Below are 17,243 nucleotides of genomic sequence, written 5' to 3'. Positions count from 1 at the left end.
TCTTTGTTATTGATTTGATTCAGAACGTCCTGTTCTTCACCACTTTGTGGCCAGCTAAAGCTGTTCAAAATCGTTCCATACGATTTTGTGTAATTAGAACAACTAGTTACTGCAATCAATGCCTTGCTTTCATCCATTTTTTCTACGGCTAAATAGATCATCTAATTATCGGAATTGGTATAAAATCACAATAAACTAAATCAGTAAGGTTAAAAATTCAAATTAAAATAATTCACTTAACAATAAACACATTTAAAGCAGCAGGTTAAAATGCATTTGGATAAATAACCACTAAGCGATATCATTAAGTAATCTCACTAGGGTTGATCTTTCGCGGTTGATTTTTGTTCCAGATAAAAGCGTTTTAATCGCGACGCGAGGTGTGTAGCTTAGTCATTCTAAGTAAATACCTCGCAACAAAGAGTAAAACGCTTTTAGCCGACCCCTTCGAGCAGCGCTTGTTGGCTCTTTCTACTGCGTTATCGCCTGTTTATGTAGAATAACTACACTACGCAGGCTCTGCCTTGTATAAAGAACCAACAAACTGCTGCAAAAACAATCTCGAAAGATCAACAGACCCTAAGAATAGAAAATTATTGTCAATTTTAATGCTTATAAAACAACCTGCATTAGCTCTTCGTAGCATCACTTAATGACACTGCAAATAGCATATAATTACGCTAACGGGTTAATTTACGGGATAGAGACGTCCCCTTCAGCTGCCTGAGGTTGTTAAACAGAAACTTTTATGGCAACTGTCGCAGGCTATAAAGCGAAAGAATTTTGTGGAACCCAACAAATACTTGCTGGTTAAAAAATCATCTTACACAGTCCCCCCCGGTGTCAGGATAGTTGTCGCCGCAACTCAACCAGATTACAAATGGAGTAGGTGTTGATGTTGCCAATGTGAGTATACTTGAAAAACAGCTGAAGGCAGAGAACTGCGGTCCCGTGTGTTTAAGGCATGGCGCAGTAAAAAATCAAGGGGCAGTAATGATGGCAAAAAATCATTCACCTTCAATTTGGATATACAAGCCGACAGGCAACTTAAAAAGATCGCAAAAAACCGTGCCATTAATAAAACACTTGAAGATCTCATCGATAGCACCTACCAGTCAACGGAAAGCTTCAGTCAACAATAAGCAGCTAAAAACAGAGCAAAATAGAGAGGTAGAGCAGCAATCTCTTCTTGATGAACTGAGTCACAGCTACGAAGTTAACGAATTGGCGGGTTTGGAAAAATCTGAACTGATCAGAACTATCTTAAAATTAAACCGGCAGTTGAAAGCAAAGGAAGTTAAATTACAAGAGATACAACTGGCACTCACAGAGCAACAAGGCCATGACCTATTAAGTCGCTAAAGAACCTTATAAACACTGCTGAATACGCGTATCATCTATTTATTTGATACATAGTAAATTATTATTACGCTCAGAAAGGGTCTTAAAAGATGCTATCATATTCTCATTTTTGACAAACTGCTGCGGTAAGCCGAGAACCTGTAAGCGGTAATCTCCGGACATTTTTTCTAATTTTTTACCAGCATCAACGGGAGTTATTATCACAACACTCAAATGTGGAGCTCTGGCTAGAATACTCGACGCAATCCCTAAACCATCTTCCACGTGAAATTTTCCGGCAGTATGTATCACCTTCTTATCAGGATGCTTCTCTAAATAGCGCACAATACTTTCGGCCATAGTTTCATCCCAGGTTACCTGAGCGGCAAATTGTTTACTGTTTTGCAGCTCATCCCCGTGGTGGGAAGAGGCCATAAAGCGCTTTTTATAGGCGGAATCTTTCAGAGAGATGGTCTCGGCCAGCCAGGCTCTTTCTTTCTCGGGCAGCCTGTTAATATAATCAATCCCCTCTTTGGCAATGCAGGAGACAATCTGTTTTGGAGCGTTCGCGGCAAGCACATCAAGCTTTTCCACTTTAGCCACTTCAACTAAAGGACGATAATCACTTCTGTAGTTAGGCCAGGCATTTGCTGCCTTTATCAGTGTTGCCTCACCAATTTCACCCGCTAAATATTGATCGACAACGGCTTGCCTGTCGCGTGTAAATTGCTCCATTGAAAGCGCTAAATTCGAGTTCTTCTGAACTGCTGCCTGCAGTAAATCCGTCTGAAAACGATGGATACCGCTGTGACCATGCCACTCCCCCACCAGCACAACGTTAGCTTTTTCGATATCAGACAAAAAACCCTGCATTGTCATAGCCTGATTTTGGGGTGAAATTAACTGATAGTCAAAATAGGTTGATATGGTGCGGGGCTGCTCAGAAGTTGCCGGGCTCCGGATCGCCACAGAAGTACAGCCGGGTAAAGTTATTAACAGGCCAAAACTGATAGAGCGGAATTGAAGGTTACAAAACTGATGTAAATTAAACATAAATTCTCTCTGTGATTTACACAGTACGTTGACTGCTCGGCTATTGATTAGCGCAAATATTATAATACTTTTAGAATCTCCCCTGAAGCGCCTTTTGGTTGCTGGTATAACAGCATAATACCAAAGGGTTTTAGTATTTTTTCATCCAGATTTAAAGTATCCACTTATACCCATGTTACTTCAAAATGCTTTGTCAGGTACGAGCTTGGAAGTCAGAGCAAGGCGCAACATGAGGTAATGGTTACTCCCTTTTTGATTGGTGCAACGCAGCACTGGTTTTCGAGCTAGCGCCCCGTAGGGCAGGGGAAATTGCACCAATCTGCTTTGTTAATATCTCTGTAGAATAACTAGACTTCAATTTTATGTCTAGCATCTCGGCACAATTGACCTTGCTGACTTTGCATCTTGAAGTATCATGGGTATATACCCAAGCGACTTTCAGCTGAAGCAGTCTGGGTATGAGATCCGCCCTTTGCGATTGTGACCTATTTGCACGGCAAGATTTCAGCAGTTAAGTAAGCAAAATCATGATCGTCCCGACAACTGTCATCAGCACATTGGCAATCGCATAGGTACCCGCATAGCCCAGGGCAGGTATAGTACTGCGCGTATGTTCATTAACAATATCCATCGCCGGCGCACAGGTACGGGCGCCGATAATAGCGCCAATAAGCAGTGCACGGTTCATTTTTAACAGGTAAGCACCGACAATAAATGCAATGACCACGGGAGTGACGCTGACAATCAATGCTGCGGCCAGAATTTTAAATCCTGATTCGGCAAAATATTCAAAGACATTGCTGCCCGCACTTAAGCCGATACCCACCATAAAGACCAGTAAACCAAGATTTTTCATCATATTCAGCGCCCCCTGAGGTATATACCCAAAGGTCGGATGATTGGCCCGGAAAAAACCCAGACATATGCCTGAAATCAACAATCCGACAGCACTGCCTAACCCGAAGGTAAGATGCCCGAAACTCATGGTCACCATACCGAACAAAATGCCGACAATAAAAAAAACACAGAAAGCAAGCAGATCGGAAACCTGACTATGAACAGAGATAAATCCGATTTTATCAGCAAGGTGATGCACCTTACTTTTTTCGCCACTGACTTGTAAAATATCCCCCTTGGACAGCATAATATCATGCTCAATCGGCATCTCGATCTGTGCGCGCTGGACACGATTCAGGAAGCAGCCATAGTCAGAAAGATTCAGATCCGACAGACGTTTATCCGCGACATTATCACTTTTAACAACAATCTCTTCTTCAACAATGCGCAAATCTAATAAATTACGGTCAAAAACCTCTTTACCATTACGGAAACTTGGGTCTAATTTAGCATGGCTGTCCGGATAACCTACCAGGGCTATTTCATCACCCAACTGCAGAGTATAATTGCCATCGGGATTGGCTAAAATACCGTTACGGCGAATCCGCTCAATATGACAACCGGTCTGACGGTGGATACCCAGTTCCCGGAGATTTTTACCATCAGTCCAGATAATCAACTCCGGATCAACGCGATAAGCGCGAATAATCGGCAGATAAACTTTTCTTTTTCCTGCTACTCCAATACCCCTTTTTAAGGCAATCTCATGAGCACTATCAATTAAATTTTGTTTTTGTAATTTCGGTAATAAACGCGCTAATACAATAACACTGCTCAAACCGATCAGGTATGACATGGCATAACCAACACTCAGGTTATTGATCACTTTATTGTATTCAATTCCGGCGGGCAGAACCGCTAACCCTGAATTTAACGCATCTTGAGCACCGACTAAAATCGGCGTTGCGGTCAAAGATCCGGCCATCAAACCGGCAGAAAGTCCAAATTCTAATCCAAGGTAATGTCCACTTAGCAGAGTAAGACAGACAGCAGAGATTAAGACAACCAGTACCAGTATCAAATAATGCTTTCCATCACGCAGGAAGATACCAAAAAAGTTGGGCCCGGCTTCAATCCCGACACAAAAAATAAACAGCATAAAACCAATATTTAATGCTTCCGGGGTAAAGGTATAGCCAATATGTCCCATCACCATAGCGGAGGTCAGTACACCAATAGAACTGCCAATTTGGAAACTGCCGATACGCAATTTGGCAACCAATAAACCTAATGACAGCACCACAAACAGCAATAATATGTCATTTTCTGACAACAAAGTTGCCACATCGATATTCACTAACTTTTCCTCACCACAAACTGTTATAAAATGGGGCGGATTCTATCCTAAATGAACAACTAACCCCATTAATATTTAACCTGAATTAACGCTTTTTTTTGCGCCAACTTTGACCTTGATTTGCAGCTCAGTTAGATCCTCAGTTAGATCAATTCGTAGGCGCGGTTATATTCAAAATCTTAGTTTAATCTATACTTTAAACGGTCAGACTGGTTCTAATCTGGCGATGCAAACAGTTAACCAGGAAGAATGGCTTATGTTAAAAGCACTTTTTATCGATTTAAGTGGTGTATTATATGAAGGCCACAAAGTAATACCCGGCGCCGTGGCGGCAATCAAAAAAGCAAGAGATCATCAGCTAGTATTACGTTTTGTCACTAATACCTCCCGCCGAACGCGGACTCAGTTATTAACCGATCTTAAAAACTTAGGGTTTGAACTGCAGGAAGAGGAGCTTTTTACCGCACCCGTGGCGGTTCACGCATGGCTGGAGGAAAAAAAACTGCGCCCCTATTGCCTTATTCATCAGGAAATCAAAAGCGAATTCTCCGACCTGCCGCAGACTGTTCCTAACGCCGTGGTGATTGGAGATGCTGAGCAGGGTTTCTGTTATGATAATTTAAATCGTGCCTTTCAGTTATGTCAGCAAGGCGCCCCCTTAATCGGCATTGGCTATAACCGTTATTTTAAATTAGGCGGCCAGCTGCTACTCGATGCAGGTCCTTTTATCAAAGCCATTGAATTTGCCGCATCAACCCGGGCGATGATTATCGGCAAGCCATCCGAAGATTTTTTCCTGCAGGCATTAACATCTACAAAGCTATCTGCAGATCAGGTGTTAATGATTGGCGATGATATCTATGGCGATGTTGAAGGTGCATTAAATGCGGGGCTTAACGCCTGCCTGGTGCGTACCGGAAAATATCAACCGGGTGATGAAAATAAACTGAGTGAATCGCACCTCACCTGCGATTCAATTGTTCAAGCCGTAGATTACGCAATTACCCTGCAATAACCACATTTAAAGCCCTAAAATCAAGCGATAGCATTATCTTGAAAAACCATCTAGAGATCCAATGAGCAGTATTACACGGTAGTTCCCCCATAGCATTGCTCATTTAATTATGTGGATAGTATGGCCATTTTCTGTGGCTCGCGTCTATATTTCGTATAGCGGAATACGACTGGAAACCTTTTGTAAATAATGTTTGGTTTCATCATAAGGCAGTTTCGCCATCAGAGCGTCGTAAACCTCTTGAGGAGATAACTGGTTAATTACCTGCGCAGCTCTTTTTATATTACGGGTATTACCCTGGCCTTTTTTATTAAAGACCTTAGCGACATTGCCTGCCCCAGTGTTATAAGCTGCAATAGTACAATATAAGCGACTTTGGGGATTCTTAATGGATTTAAGATAACGTTTATCGAGTATACTCAAATAGGCAGATCCCGTTTGCACATTCACATCTGGAACATATAGCTCTTTCGCCTGCATTGGTTTATCAATATTACGCACCAATTTATTAACATCATGACCTGCAGTGCGCGGGACAATCTGCATTAAACCATATGCTGGAACAGGTGATTTTGCATTTGGATCAAATGCGGACTCGGAGTGCATTATCGCCATAATGAGAGCAGCAGGGACACCAAACTCTTTACTTTCTCTCTCTGCGAAGTCGGTATATTTTTCAGCGCGTTTAGCCAAACTATTCTTTGGCAGCTTTACCTTATATTTAACTTTTTTTTGAGTTTCAGGCTTTATTGAATCTGAGTTTTCAGACAATTGTGCATCGCCATGCTGACGTAAAGATTGATAGTTCTCAGCAACGACTGCAAGCCTCCCCTGTTCTTCTTTCTGTAATTCTTTTTTCTTTTCAGCCACAGCATTTTCGATAATTTCAGGAGATAAGCGGCTATTTTCAGTTAACAGTTTATCAGCTCTTTTATCCGCCTCCTGCATATAACTGACAGTCTGCTGAATAATCACGTCTTTGGCTTTTTTTTCATTATGATCTGAATATTCAATCGTCTCAACAGTGATATTTTCCGGGTTTATTTCTTTAATAGAGGAACTTAGCTCAGCGATATTTGCCCCTTTATCTTTAACCAGTCGCGCAATTTTATCTGCCAGTATTTTTTGTGCCTCTTCAGTTGATACAGTACTATCAACCAGGACTTCAACAACAGCTTCATTGTTCTGATAATCGATCACCGCTTTGGATGTTAAATCTTTCGAGTATTCAACATTACGCTGTTTATTGGCAGTGTCATCATCCCCCCACTTTTTAATGATTTTAGACTGAGCGTTATCAAAGTCAGTTAAATATCCTTTTCTCCATTGATCATATTCATTTAGATAATCAGCAATAAATTTTGTATATTCGGCTTTAATTTTATCAGCATCAGGGTGCGCATAGCTTTCAACTTCAGCATCAAGCTCGTCAAATACATCTGATGAATATACCGTTAACGGCATTAGAACTAATGGAACGCATAGAGTTAACACATTATATAACTTCATAAATAACCTCAAATATAAAAAAACGTAGTTTTATTTAGGATAAAACTACGTATGAACAACTACTTTCCAAGTGCTGCTAATACCTTGGCCAGCTCTTCCGTTGTTTTTTTATCATTAAACTTATTCCAAAGTTCCGCATCTTTAGCTTCAGCCTTCTCAATAACTTTATTGAAATTGGCATCGAAAGTCGCTTTATCCATACCGACTAAAGTATATAAACCACCGGCAGGGCTTGTTGCTGTAGAAAGAATCCGGCTATTAGTTAACGTTGTGCTGGAAATACTTTTAGTTACTGTTTCAAAATATTCATTCACATTTTCCGATGCACCTTCAGTTTCACTTTCAGAAACGGTATTTGCGACCATCGCTGATTTTACAAGGCTTTTAACATTCACTTCAAACTGACGGCCTAAATTAACACGCGCATCATTTCTCGCAATATTATTCATGACCGACAAACCCGCAATATTCTTTTTCGAGTAACCGGTTGCACTAATTTCTACCCCATCAGGGGTAATACCACATATCCATTTAGGCGCTTCTTTTTCAGGTGCATCAGGGAAAAAACAAGCCGCAGATTTTATCTCTTGTACATTTGAAGTCGTCTGACAGGCAGCTAAAGAGCCTATCAAAGTAAAGGCGATTAAACATTTTTTATACATCATTTTTCCTTAAATAATAAAAGAGTGATCATTTACAATAAATTGCAGCATCAAACTACAAGATTCCTTTCTCCGGGCCTACCCTTCGAACAAGGCGGCTATTTCGTAACGACTAAGAATAGATTCCATCATGTGTTCGGAAGAAAATTCAGAAACTGAGTAATAGTTTGGCAGGATCTTATCTTGAATAGATAAATCACTTAGCAACAAATCTTCCCCATTATTCAATTGATGATTAAGTATTTTAATTTCATCTCTTAAACTCTCAGTTAACAACCCGTAATTAATGACCCCCAATGAAAAATCATAAAACATTAAATTACGGCTAAGCTCATAACTTTCAATAAAATATTCAGCATTACCAAAATCAGTAACAAACATTTCCTGCGAAGGAATATAACTGGCTAATGGACTTTCATTTAAATTTTTGTCTAAATAAGCAATGGGAGCATAAAAGTCATTTTTTAAAGCAATCACAGAAAAACCTGATAAACGATTATTTGTAACTGCCGTTGTTAGAATATATTTAGGTGTACTGTAGTATGAAAATATAGTGTTTTTAGATAGTTTTGAAACTTTAGTTACCTGTGGTAAACCCAATAAATTTTCAACATATTCACTTGAATAGCCCACTCTTAATTTTGCTAATTTTTCATAGTCGAGAGTATTCGTCCATCGGGAAACAACTTCTTCGTAAGCACTTAATAAAACATCTTTAGTATCATTCCATTGCCCGATAGAGATCATAAGTAACATCAGCGTGACTGCAAAATTACGGAATTTTTCCAAAAATGATTTCTGCTGGAACTCCTCAGTTTCCTCTTCAAGAGCCTCTAGTTTATCTGTTAACTCATCAATTCTCTGATTATTTTCCATTCCCAATCCGTTTTCTCTTGTTATATTAAGGTGTTAACTTCATTCACACTTTATCTGAAGGTGACAAACTAATTTCTATCGCACTATCAGGGCTATTTAATAGCCTATTTAACAGTCCACCATGGTTGCTAAAATACTGTGAAAAATTTTCAGCCGCAGCAAACATCGCTGATTTGTATGATCCTGAACTTGTTCCTGCAAATTTAATTACTTTACTCACAATAACCGGCTGTCCGATATCCAATTGCATTGAAACTTGTGCTATTTTTTTATCTACCCGTTCTGTTTTTGATCGGAATTTAATAGGGAGACAATCGCTATTTTCACTTAATTGAAAACGATCTGATTGCAGAGCACTTTCAATTGCCGGCAGATAAATCTTATCCGCCATCCGATCGTGACTTTTTTTCACATTAAAACAAACCGAATCAACAAATTGATTTTGCTTGGTAAGCAACTGATAAATTTGATCATAGTAAATTTCCCCTGCACTCGAAAGTGATGCGATTGCACTTGCTCGCAGAGCAGATATATTCAACGCTTTTTTGTTTTCTAACAAAAACAGGTAGTCATTCAAGTTGAGTGTGGATTTGTTCTGTATATTCTCAAAAGGCTTAAGCGCCATGGTTAAGTTCTTTTTGTATAAAGAGATAATTTCAGATTTACTGACACTGGCCAGCGCATAATAGATACCATCGGATGCCTCTATTTTGTCCCAGTGAATATTTGGAAGCAGTACATCTTTACTTTCTATTTGATTCTGTGAAGAAGTTTCTAACAAACCGCTATCGCCGGATGTTTTGGCTACTGAAGAAAAAACACTGCTCACATTTGCATAAAGCGTTTTAGCAATATCTGCAGTTGCAGACTGTTTCGCTTTGCTAATATCTTCAGCAATCCCGACACCTGTGATATACCCCTCTTTGGGTTGCAGGTTATTTGTCCATTCGGGTACTGCAAAAGCTGAAAATGAAGTTAATATTGCAGCAATAAATATAAAGCGGGTTATCATATTTGATTTACTCTTTGCTTGGCTATACCAGGGAGGATGCTGCCAGCACCCTCCTTTTTTCTTTTAAAAGTCATCTTCATCAATGCTTGGTGCATTAAGAAGCGACTGACTGTTTGATTTCACCTTGTTATGCGCCACCACCGATTTTGCTGTATTGTTAGATACAGTGTTTTCAGTCAACGATTCTTTATTGCTTATGACTACCGCATTTGACTTAACAAGCTCTTTATCAAGTAGTTTTTTATCGGCTACACTTTTCTGAATAGCACGATTACCTGCGGCTGCAGATTGATATGCAGAGCTTTCCATTTTTAAGGCTTCACTTGCACTACTGCCCGAAATTCCATAAACAACAAGGTGAATTTTTTGCTGTGAGATTGGGTGTACCATTGTTTTAGATAATAATTTTGATAAGCCACTTACAGGACGGTTTTCGATGGACTGCCGGGTTTGTTCAGCAAAGCTTGTAGCCACCTCGGTATTATCTTTACCTTGAAGTTGCTCAGCACTGCGTGTCTGTAGTGCAATTGCCGCCTGTTTGTGCGTTTCGATATCGGCATAAAGCGCCATAGCCGTTTCTTTTTTAGCAAAGAGATCAGCAATACCTTTATTTTTACGTTTAAGTGAAGACGAGCCCTCGACGGGCATCGCATAGGCGCCAAGGAACCAACGCTGTCCATCTTTATCTACATATTGGCGAGGTCCAACCAGGGTTGCCAGTTCTTGTGTATTTAACCAATCTTGAACAGACAGCCCATTTTTAGGTTTAAGTGGATAGTTTTCACCGGTCACAACCGCCTTTGCCGCTTGCTCTAATTTAGGACTCCAAACCATTAATGTCGAAACTTCATACTCGTCTTCCTCTTCGTTCCAGGATTCCGCTTGCAAAAGGATGGAAGCGCCCATTAGCGGAGCCTTTGCTAAGGTTTCGACAACACTGGTTGACTCTAAAGAAACGGTGCCTTTGATACTGGCCGCTTTTGCCTCAATCTCCTGCATCTCAATAGCAGCTTCATCATATTTCTTCTTGGTTTTTTCATATGTTGCCAGTTTCTTTGCTTCTATATCCCCGGCACTGTAGGTCTCATCCAATTTTTTAATTAACCCTTCGTAGTACCTTTTATAAAGTTCGCTCCATGTCACACCGCGTAGTTTATCTGCTTCTGCAGCATCAACTTCAGCCAATAATTTGACTAACTTTTGCTGTTGCTTTTCAATTTTATTGACTGCTGTTTCATATTTTTTATTTAACTCGGCATGGACATCCGTACCCGGTGCAGTTATTTGGTCAACTGCACTCATTTCTGTGCGCATAAATTCCACTATTTTTGCTTTTGCTCCCATTGTTGCAATCAACGCGTACTGTGAACGTTTTGTTACAAACGAATCATCGTAGCTAGGATCTTCAGTATTGAAAGTTTCTGTATTGACAACAAATAAACGCTTCTTATTTTTTTCCCATCCTTCAGTCCACCCTTTAGTTTGCATATACTCCTGAACCTGAGTTTCAGCGGGTACATAATTATCTTCAATCAACGCCTCTTGCTTAAACGGTTGCTCCGTTGCTTGAGACACTGCTTCTAATGCAGGTACATTTTCTTGAGGGATAAAATCTTCAGCAAAAGTGACTGAAGAAAAAGCGAAGGTGATAGCTAATGCGAGTGGTTTTATTGTATTGCTCATCGGTAGTCCTTTATTTGCTTTTGTGCCCATGTAGATAACGCCACATGATCGGAAATTGATATTAATAGTACATGCAGCTTGTCTGCCTCAACTTTATCCGTTGCAGCAATTACCTTTAGCAGATACACCCAAGGCTCAACAGAGGTTGCGTTTTGCATGCTGTATTGGTTAACGGCGAATAGTGCTAATTGATTTTTATTTGTCGCACGATATATTGCAGATAGTTTTTCCCATGCATCTGCATTAATAGGATTGGCATTTAAAGAAATGGTTAAATCATCGAGAATTTGCTGTGGCTTTTGTCCTTTATCAAAATTGTTTTTTGCACGTAAATAAAACTCTTTTGCCATCTCCAAACTGGGATTAAGGCTGTGAAGGTTAATAACCCCCTCCGCTGCAAAAGTTGTGGCTAAAACCGCATTAAAATCATAATCAGAAAATTTTTTACTTGTTGATTTACAATCAAAATTGAGCACACAGTAAGCCTTATAAGCGCCAATATCATTATTTAACCTGATAGCAAACGGATAACTGGCATCATGGCTCAATTCATTGTAGATCAGTGCTAACTTGTTTATCTGTAATGAGTTGAAATAAGCCCCTAAACGTGCATATTTTTTCTCATTTAAGGCATTAATAATGAGTTCATTTTGTACATAGTCGATGTCTGTTTGCGGTATGTTAATTTTATTTTTTTCAAACTGTTCAGCCTGTGCCACTTGCACATATTCGCGTATGCAGCCTTTGCTATCTCGATCAAAGAGTAATTGATGCGAGATTGCTTTTTTTGCATCGTAGCGTTTTGATATCTCTGTAAAGATATCTTCTTTTAATCTTCCTGAAACAGAGATTGACTGAGGGTTGAAAGAGATACTACGCGTATTTACTTGATCAACTAACTGCGTATAAAATACCTGCTCAGCCTGTTTAGATTCTTTTGTTCCTGAATATTTTTTTGTCGTTAAACAGGGCTGTTTCACGACAAAAAAGAGCAAACCAGAGTCCTGATAGACACCTGTAGGCTGTTCTATCAACTTATTCTGATAGATTTCTCGCGCATCAAAAGCAATCGACTGCGTACTAAATAGAGCCAATGCAAAAATAAAAACTTTTTTCATTAACTTTTCACCATATCAAAAACAGCGCTGCGTTTATCCACCGTTTTCATATGTGGTCGGCGCCCTTTACCTTGAGTTTTAAAGGTGGCATAAATCTCTTGCAGGCTTTGATCAAATGCTTCACTTAATGGCCCGGAGAAACGGTAATCCAAAGTCATTACCTTGCCTTTCTTATCCCAATTCCAAGTTTCAACGTGGCCACTAGTACCGCTATTTAAGACATGTTTGAAAATATCAACATCAGTACGCTTCGCATTATTAAGTACTATGTTATAAACAACACCTTTTTCGGCATAACGCGCAAGTGATTGAATAACTTCAACACCCAACTTGTTTTTCATCTGTTTATACGCGACATGCTCGGAAACCTGCTGAGCGCGACTGATTGGTTCCACATAAATGCGTGTTTTAAGGGGATTGTTGGTTACGGTGAAAAGAATATCCCCGCTGGCATTATCTTTAAGATTTATCGACAAAGAGGTTTCGACCCCCGCAGCCCCTTTATGATCTTCAACTTTGTGTTGTGTCTGCTTTAGGTAAAAAGTATGCGTTGCGTCACTTGCACCATCGTTAATAGCAAAACCGAGGCGCTCTAATTCATCAATGATCCAATCCGATTTTTTGCTGTTATCAGATTTAACCGTAAATACCGGCTGACTAAAGACATTCAGGTAAAAATTAACGTCATTTAATAACTTAGCTGAATCTACTTCCGCCATCATGATCACATAATAATTACCACGTTCAATATCTTCATCTAAGATCTCATAACTGCTTACATAACCTTCTGTTTTAGTTGAAAGTGCCATCGCCAATGCATCATTAAAGGTACCTGACTTACCCTGTAGCATGACCCCCTGCGCCTGCTGTACTGCATTTCTAATTGCATCTTGCAGTGCTTGTTCTCTTGATTTAGCCTCCCCCAATTTCATCGATGCTAACCCTTTCGATTCAACAGATTTAGCTTCATTGTTAAACTGAGAGATCCTTTGATTGGCGGCGTCGGTGGCAATAATAATAGTATTCGAACCGCCATTATTACGTTGATTACCAGAGGAGCGTAATGAGCCCACACTTTTTACGTCAGACTCTGCAATAGAGATGGCGACAAAATACTCACCATCGTAATTACCCTTTTTGATCATTTTTGCTGCAGAAAGTTGCCCTTTAAAGCTTGTTTTCACGACATCAACAAAGGACTCGCTGGAAAACTCAGAACTATTCGAGCCTTCTGAAACCGTCACACTTTTCATTGAAGCTGTTGTGCTACCGCTCATGGTTACGCCATTAATCATTTCGGTTAATTGGCGCAACGCATTGAGTCGTGCTTCTTCATAGGCTTTAGACTCAGAAGAGCGGTTCGACGTCCCCATAGCAACTACGTAATAACCATCTACTTTATTCTTACCTGAACGCGTTCCACCACCACTATCCAGTAATGAAAATACGTCATCCATAGGATCGCTGGCAATTGCTGGTGCTGTGCTTAAAAGCATCGAGGTGACAACAAGTAAACTAAGACTGATATTACGTAGTATTTTCTGCATGCTATTATAGTTTCCAATCTTCAGGTGTACCGACGGATACCGCATAGACTTTGTTGCGTATCAGGTAATCTTTACCCATTGCACTTAGCTTTTTCTGTACTTGTTGTGCATCAACATCATCTTCTTTCCAGGTAAAGAGAACACCAGATCCTGCATCACCTTTAGGTGTTACTTCACCCGATGCAATCGGAATATCTAAACCATCATCACTTAAGAAAAGAACAACAGGTTGTTTAACCGCAAACCCCTGGTTAATTCCGGCATTAATGGCAAAACGCCCATTGCGGAAATTAGTAACACGACCACCGACAGGGTAGTAATCCATGGTGCGGTTAACTAAGACTTGTATCGCCTTTTGCGCTGCTTCTTTATAAGCTTCCTGCAGCTCGTTTGCTTTACGATAATCAAACCCCCCCATAAATTTGCCTTCAATAGCAAAAAATCGTTTAGCGGGCATATTATGGCGAATTGGTTCAAAGGAGTGAATAATTTCACCTGTGGTAGGGTTAACAACTTTAGTAGTGACTAGGCTGCGGAATATAATCTCGTTATGGTCATTCAACTTCTTGATGACCGAACCTAAAGCAATAGAGGTTTCAAAAACATACTCAGGGTTTAACTTTTCACCAACTTCAATTGCACCTGCAGCAACTGTATTTTCAGCCTGGAATGCCACTTCATAATCACAGGACGTACAGTTTCTTGTCAGTACATCATATCGTTTGGTACGCGATAACTCATTTTCCAAAAGTTTACTGATAATGCCGGTATCAATTTCGGTTTTTTTAGCATCATTTTCAAAACGAATGTTTTCAACATATGCTGCAATGCGCATTTTATTAAATGCTTTTACATCATAGTTGCTTGGCAGCTCAATATTTTCAGACTGCAGCAAAGCATCGCGATTTACTCTCTCTATTGTTGAATTAGCATCAATATCAGCTTCAGAATTAACTTTTAGGCTGGTTGTTTGACAGGCGACCAAAAATAAAGAGGCAGTTAATACGGGTAATAATTTTTTCATTTTCTTTTCCCAAATAAATACCGATGCCTAAACATCGGTAAGGTGGTAAGTACTGCTACTGTGCGTTAGAAAATGCAGAAATAACTTTATAATTTTTATATGCAGAAACAAGTGTTGTATCTAGGTAGGCAAGTTGATCTGCGGTATGTGCAATACGCGCTTTCTCAGCCATCAGATCCGTAAAATCGATTTGTGTTAGCACTGATGTTGTATTTACTGTTAAAAATGCTGTTGAATTTTTTAATATGACCTTCGCAACTTCAGCTGCGCCCTTCATTACTTCTTGTGTCATGGACGAATTCAAGTAGGCATCTACTTTATCTTTTGTTTCTTGCGGTAAAGCATCATAAATCGCTTTTTTCTCTTCTTCGCTTTCAGCAGCCTCTGTTGCTGCCATAAAATTACCCAGTTCAGGCGTATTCAATAAATTTTCTGTATAACGTTCATACATAGGCTCTGCAATCAAAAATGCTGAATTTACACCCAGGCGAATTTTTTCTAAATCTTGTATGCCTGAAGCTGAGTAACCTTCTTCATTAGACTTTAGTAACAAGGCTTGACCATCAGCTTTTAATTCATCATATGAGCGGGTCTCATTTCCCATTATCGCAGAGCAACCGGATAACAAAGTAGCAGCAAGCGTTACAGCTAGAATCGTTTTTTTCATGATTTTATTTTCCTTTTTATTTTCCATAATAGTCATCATCCCTAAGAACGAATTATCAAATCATAATCACAAATGCACACAAAAACATCAATGACATATAAAGATCAAAAAGAATATACAGTATCAATTAATAAAATACACATAAAAAAAGCATTAAAAACAATTAAATGCTTATAAATGAAGCTATATTGCAAATTTAACTGGTAAATAAAAGGTCAACTGCAAATATCATACTAAATTGATAAGGTATAATCCAAAATAAAACACCACCAATTAAATATCAAAATTAAAGCTGAAAAGTTTAAAAAGCTGCCAAAGTAACTAGTTCATTAGAGCCTGATAGTTTGTTTCGCTATGTTATAGATTGCCAAGTCAAGATATGGAACATTGCTACGTATTCGTAGTGAAAAACACCTTATGGTACTCATGTTATGAGGACAAAAAACAGCAAAGCACAGTGAGTCGATCAATGCCGTTGCACAACATTTGCTATTGCATACTCAAAAGAAATTTACAGGGAGGAAAAATGATATGAAGGCATTCACCGGGTGAATTTGAAACTCGTAACAATCCATGCTATGAGCTCGTGAAAAGAAATCTCAACAGCAAAGCTAATCAAAATTTACTAAACAATGGAATGTTTGTTTTCTGAGCAAGGCGCGAGAAGCAATGCATAATTACTCTATGTAAACGATGAGCAGCACAGGACGCTTTTAGATGGCTATGTCTGAGTAAATTGTTGTAGATCTACCATACTTAATTTATGTGTGAATAACTTTTAAGGTGACACTCATGAATGAACAACAATTTACTCCTTTTTTACAACAACTTAAACTATTGTCGCCCAGTCAACGTCAACGACTTCACCAAGTACTTGAACAAACTGAAATATCTACTGAAGAAGTATTAACTGTTAAAGCAGTTTTACACCACTGCCCTCATTGCGAATCAACTTTACTCAAACCGTGAGGCTCAAGCCATGGCCCGCCTCGGCATCGGTATGCGTCTTGTTCAAAAACATGTAACCCGTTAACTAAAACGCCTCTTGCTCGATTACGTCAACGGGATAAATGGTTGATTTATGCTCAAGCCTTAATTGATGGTTTACGTATTAGAAAAGCAGCTGCACTATGCCGCATTAATGAAAATACAGCTTTTCTCTGGCGTCACCGCTTTTTAACGTTTGCAAACACTCATCAAGCGCAGCATGAAGAAGGAATCGTTGAGGCTGATGAGACTTTTTTTCTCGAATCATTTAAAGGTCAGCGCCACTTACCTCACCCAGCAAGAAAGCGAGGAGGCGTTGGTAAAACAAGGGCTAAATACTTAGGAAATTATTTAGGGTGGAGGCGAATGCTAGAACGTTATCGCACACTTATATAGAACAACTACTGTACGCATTATTTGAAGCTCACCCAGCTAAAGCAAGGTGATTCTTGTCGTCAACGGTTTAGGCATTGCAACATTAAGTTGCGTTAGTCTTCTAAAACCTCTTACAAGCGTTTAACGTGTCGGCACTACCTGCCGCCACGAATTTTTAAG

13 protein-coding genes and 1 pseudogene are annotated in these 17,243 nt (G+C 39.5%); 3 read left to right on the top strand and 11 right to left on the bottom strand.

Annotated elements, in window-relative coordinates; all coding sequences use genetic code 11:
• Nucleotides 1-993: 993 nt before the first annotated feature.
• On the top strand, nt 994-1,362 hold the full coding sequence (locus tag ABZA00_RS11290) for a hypothetical protein (protein ID WP_372882270.1): 369 nt from the start codon (nt 994-996) through the stop codon (nt 1,360-1,362).
• 39 nt (nt 1,363-1,401) lie between these two features.
• On the opposite strand, the gene ABZA00_RS11285 is transcribed toward ABZA00_RS11290, so the two are convergent.
• Nucleotides 1,402-2,394: a ChaN family lipoprotein gene (locus ABZA00_RS11285; RefSeq protein WP_372882269.1), complete on the bottom strand. Its 993-nt coding sequence runs from the start codon at nt 2,392-2,394 to the stop codon at nt 1,402-1,404.
• 511 nt (nt 2,395-2,905) lie between these two features.
• Nucleotides 2,906-4,588: an aspartate:alanine antiporter gene (locus tag ABZA00_RS11280; protein WP_372882268.1), complete on the bottom strand. Its 1,683-nt coding sequence runs from the start codon at nt 4,586-4,588 to the stop codon at nt 2,906-2,908.
• 256 nt (nt 4,589-4,844) lie between these two features.
• Here ABZA00_RS11280 and ABZA00_RS11275 point away from each other — a divergent pair, with 256 nt between their 5' ends.
• Nucleotides 4,845-5,603, top strand: a complete 759-nt coding sequence (locus ABZA00_RS11275; protein ID WP_372882267.1) for a TIGR01458 family HAD-type hydrolase — start codon at nt 4,845-4,847, stop codon at nt 5,601-5,603.
• Nucleotides 5,604-5,747: 144 nt separating this feature from the next.
• Here ABZA00_RS11275 and ABZA00_RS11270 read toward each other — a convergent pair whose 3' ends face one another.
• The 9 genes from ABZA00_RS11270 to ABZA00_RS11230 all read right to left on the bottom strand — a co-directional run bounded on the left by ABZA00_RS11270 (nt 5,748) and on the right by ABZA00_RS11230 (nt 15,728).
• A complete protein-coding gene (locus ABZA00_RS11270; RefSeq protein WP_372882266.1) occupies nt 5,748-7,112 on the bottom strand; it encodes a transglycosylase SLT domain-containing protein in 1,365 nt (454 codons plus the stop codon).
• Nucleotides 7,113-7,171: 59 nt separating this feature from the next.
• Entirely contained in the window at nt 7,172-7,774 is a 603-nt protein-coding gene (locus ABZA00_RS11265; protein ID WP_372882265.1) for a hypothetical protein, read from the bottom strand.
• Nucleotides 7,775-7,852: 78 nt separating this feature from the next.
• The gene (locus ABZA00_RS11260) at nt 7,853-8,650 is read right to left on the bottom strand and encodes an ETEC_3214 domain-containing protein (protein WP_372882264.1); all 798 of its coding nucleotides are present in this window, start codon (nt 8,648-8,650) and stop codon (nt 7,853-7,855) included.
• A 43-nt stretch (nt 8,651-8,693) separates the two neighbouring features.
• A complete protein-coding gene (locus ABZA00_RS11255) occupies nt 8,694-9,662 on the bottom strand; it encodes an LPP20 family lipoprotein (RefSeq protein ID WP_372882263.1) in 969 nt (322 codons plus the stop codon).
• Nucleotides 9,663-9,725: 63 nt separating this feature from the next.
• Entirely contained in the window at nt 9,726-11,198 is a 1,473-nt protein-coding gene (locus tag ABZA00_RS11250) for a hypothetical protein (protein WP_372882262.1), read from the bottom strand.
• Between the two features lie 143 nt (nt 11,199-11,341).
• On the bottom strand, nt 11,342-12,463 hold the full coding sequence (locus ABZA00_RS11245) for a hypothetical protein (RefSeq protein ID WP_372882261.1): 1,122 nt from the start codon (nt 12,461-12,463) through the stop codon (nt 11,342-11,344).
• Nucleotides 12,463-14,010, bottom strand: a complete 1,548-nt coding sequence (locus ABZA00_RS11240) for a hypothetical protein (protein WP_372882260.1) — start codon at nt 14,008-14,010, stop codon at nt 12,463-12,465. Before ABZA00_RS11240 ends, ABZA00_RS11245 begins: the two co-directional genes overlap by 1 nt.
• A gap of 4 nt (nt 14,011-14,014) precedes the next feature.
• Nucleotides 14,015-15,034, bottom strand: coding sequence for a penicillin-binding protein activator LpoB (locus ABZA00_RS11235; protein WP_372882259.1), 1,020 nt, complete (start codon nt 15,032-15,034; stop codon nt 14,015-14,017).
• Between the two features lie 55 nt (nt 15,035-15,089).
• Nucleotides 15,090-15,728 carry a hypothetical protein gene (locus ABZA00_RS11230; protein ID WP_372882258.1) on the bottom strand — a complete coding sequence of 213 codons (639 nt, stop codon included), beginning with the start codon at nt 15,726-15,728 and terminating at the stop codon, nt 15,090-15,092.
• A 765-nt stretch (nt 15,729-16,493) separates the two neighbouring features.
• Here ABZA00_RS11230 and ABZA00_RS11225 point away from each other — a divergent pair.
• A pseudogene (locus ABZA00_RS11225) lies at nt 16,494-17,018 on the top strand (IS1595 family transposase); the annotation flags it as partial.
• Nucleotides 17,019-17,243 lie beyond the last annotated feature (225 nt).

The organism is Psychromonas sp., from assembly GCF_041586535.1.
Classification (GTDB): domain Bacteria; phylum Pseudomonadota; class Gammaproteobacteria; order Enterobacterales; family Psychromonadaceae; genus Psychromonas.
The sequence above is the reverse complement of the archived record's forward strand: the minus strand, read 5'-3'. Positions and strand labels throughout refer to the sequence as shown.

What these genes read in the sequence shown, in the direction of transcription:
- ABZA00_RS11290 (WP_372882270.1), top strand. Translation starts at nt 994, where the DNA reads ATGATGGCAAAAAATCATTCACCTTCAATTTGGATATACAAGCCGACA.
- ABZA00_RS11285 (WP_372882269.1), bottom strand. Translation starts at nt 2,394, where the DNA reads ATGTTTAATTTACATCAGTTTTGTAACCTTCAATTCCGCTCTATCAGT.
- ABZA00_RS11275 (WP_372882267.1), top strand. Translation starts at nt 4,845, where the DNA reads ATGTTAAAAGCACTTTTTATCGATTTAAGTGGTGTATTATATGAAGGC.
- ABZA00_RS11270 (WP_372882266.1), bottom strand. Translation starts at nt 7,112, where the DNA reads ATGAAGTTATATAATGTGTTAACTCTATGCGTTCCATTAGTTCTAATG.
- ABZA00_RS11265 (WP_372882265.1), bottom strand. Translation starts at nt 7,774, where the DNA reads ATGTATAAAAAATGTTTAATCGCCTTTACTTTGATAGGCTCTTTAGCT.
- ABZA00_RS11260 (WP_372882264.1), bottom strand. Translation starts at nt 8,650, where the DNA reads ATGGAAAATAATCAGAGAATTGATGAGTTAACAGATAAACTAGAGGCT.
- ABZA00_RS11255 (WP_372882263.1), bottom strand. Translation starts at nt 9,662, where the DNA reads ATGATAACCCGCTTTATATTTATTGCTGCAATATTAACTTCATTTTCA.
- ABZA00_RS11245 (WP_372882261.1), bottom strand. Translation starts at nt 12,463, where the DNA reads ATGAAAAAAGTTTTTATTTTTGCATTGGCTCTATTTAGTACGCAGTCG.
- ABZA00_RS11240 (WP_372882260.1), bottom strand. Translation starts at nt 14,010, where the DNA reads ATGCAGAAAATACTACGTAATATCAGTCTTAGTTTACTTGTTGTCACC.
- ABZA00_RS11235 (WP_372882259.1), bottom strand. Translation starts at nt 15,034, where the DNA reads ATGAAAAAATTATTACCCGTATTAACTGCCTCTTTATTTTTGGTCGCC.
- ABZA00_RS11230 (WP_372882258.1), bottom strand. Translation starts at nt 15,728, where the DNA reads ATGGAAAATAAAAAGGAAAATAAAATCATGAAAAAAACGATTCTAGCT.